The sequence below is a fragment of the Acinetobacter sp. YH12120 genome (assembly GCF_013418795.1).
Taxonomy (GTDB): Bacteria; Pseudomonadota; Gammaproteobacteria; order Pseudomonadales; family Moraxellaceae; genus Acinetobacter; species Acinetobacter towneri.
In genome coordinates this window covers 1-1,577 of the sequence record NZ_VPBI01000050.1, presented here as the reverse complement: position 1 = coordinate 1,577, position 1,577 = coordinate 1, and the positions used below count along the sequence as shown (strand labels likewise).

Sequence of the window (1,577 nt, the reverse complement as noted above, 5' to 3'; positions counted from 1 at the left end):
CTGACCACAGCCACCTGATGTTCATTGAACAGATAATCAATAATGACGGGGGCATCAAAAATCCCGTAAAGGGCATTGCTGTCCCACAATTTTTCACAAGAGGAAGCTCATTTGAGCTTCCTCTTGTTTTATGGGTATTTTATCGGGTGAAAATAAAGCTTTTAAAGTTCTTCTTTCAAACAAATTCACTTGAATTATTCTGAGTAAACGTTGAACTGTCCAACCTGTTTTTCCTAAATGTCGAGCGAAACTCACCAATAAATAGGCGATCATCGCAATCCAGATTTGTGTCTGAATTGCGTTCCTGCTGCGGCCTAGAAACGCTTTTAATTTGAGATTCTGCTTAATCGCCTTAAAGAACAGCTCAACTTTCCAACGATCTTTATAAATCGCCGCAATGGTGGAGGCGGCTAAATGAAAGTTATTGCTGAGAAAGCTAAAGTGCTTGCCACTTTGCTGATCTCTATATTCAATTCTTCTTAACACTGGGGCTTTTCTTTTTAGGGCATGTGCGCTATTCAGCTGAATGGTTTCATCTTTTAGAATACCTTTGGATTCAAGCACTGGATGTTGCTGGATCACCTGATACACAGATTTAGGCCTAAAACGTGTGACAAATCCAATGTTTTGAGCAGTCAGATTTGCATACCATTGGTAATCGACATAGCCTTTATCAAAAACTACAATGCTGCCAGCAGGAAACTGGAATTTGCGGCCTTGTACCATGTCATTTTCTTTGCCATTTTCAACTGCAACAAACTCAGGAATATCATTGCTGTGATTCAATCCTATACTGAGTTTCATGCTGGCTTTTGAGTCGTGAACTTTGGCCCATTCACATAAGGAAAGCGACAGGTCAATATGACTGGCATCCAAGGAATACAAGGGATTCTTAAAGCGAAATTTATGAGCTACTTTTGAGTGTTCATAGTATTTAAGCAACTTGTAAAATAGCTGTTGATACAAGGCAGCAGGCTGCTGCTCATTGATTCGTGCCAGCGTGCTTCGGGGAATAGACTTTGCTCCGAGATGACTCAGCTTTTCCTGTTGGCACTCCAAATTGGATTGAATATCTCTCAGACTTTGCCTACAAGAGAATTGAGACATCAATATGGCAATAAACTGATCCCACCGGGAAGCCGCTCTAAATTTCTGTCCAACATGGTGTACTTTAGCAAGTTGTTCAAAATCCTGTCGCACAACAGGTTTAATTAGCTCATGAAATACGGTATTCTGATGTGACAAAACCTGAATCCTGGTCGTTAAAGTGTTTGTTTACACTCATATTTTAACTGTTAGGACTCAGGTTTTTTTATTTAAAGCAAACTATGGGACAGCAGTGGCCCGAAGACCTCTTTCTGACAGCAGCACTTAGAGGGCTTGCTCATCCAGCAGCAATTGCGCTTCACGCAAATTCAGGCTGCCTTCATAAATGGCACGACCGGTAATCGCGCCTAAAATGCCTGGCTGGCCTTTTAAGTTACGGACATCATCCAGATTGGTCACGCCACCAGAAGCAATCACTGGTAAACCGGAATATTGCGCCAGATTCACAGTCTGCTCGACGTTTACCCCTT

2 protein-coding genes are annotated in these 1,577 nt (G+C 41.9%); both read right to left on the bottom strand.

Going from position 1 to position 1,577, the window contains the following annotated elements; genetic code table 11:
* Positions 1–93: 93 nt before the first annotated feature.
* Positions 94–1,245, bottom strand: a complete 1,152-nt coding sequence (locus FTU58_RS13905; RefSeq protein ID WP_005176703.1) for an IS4-like element ISAbe18 family transposase — start codon at positions 1,243–1,245, stop codon at positions 94–96.
* A gap of 126 nt (positions 1,246–1,371) precedes the next feature.
* On the bottom strand, positions 1,372–1,577 hold a 206-nt coding region (locus FTU58_RS13900; RefSeq protein WP_257222376.1), incomplete at its 5' end, for a HisA/HisF-related TIM barrel protein.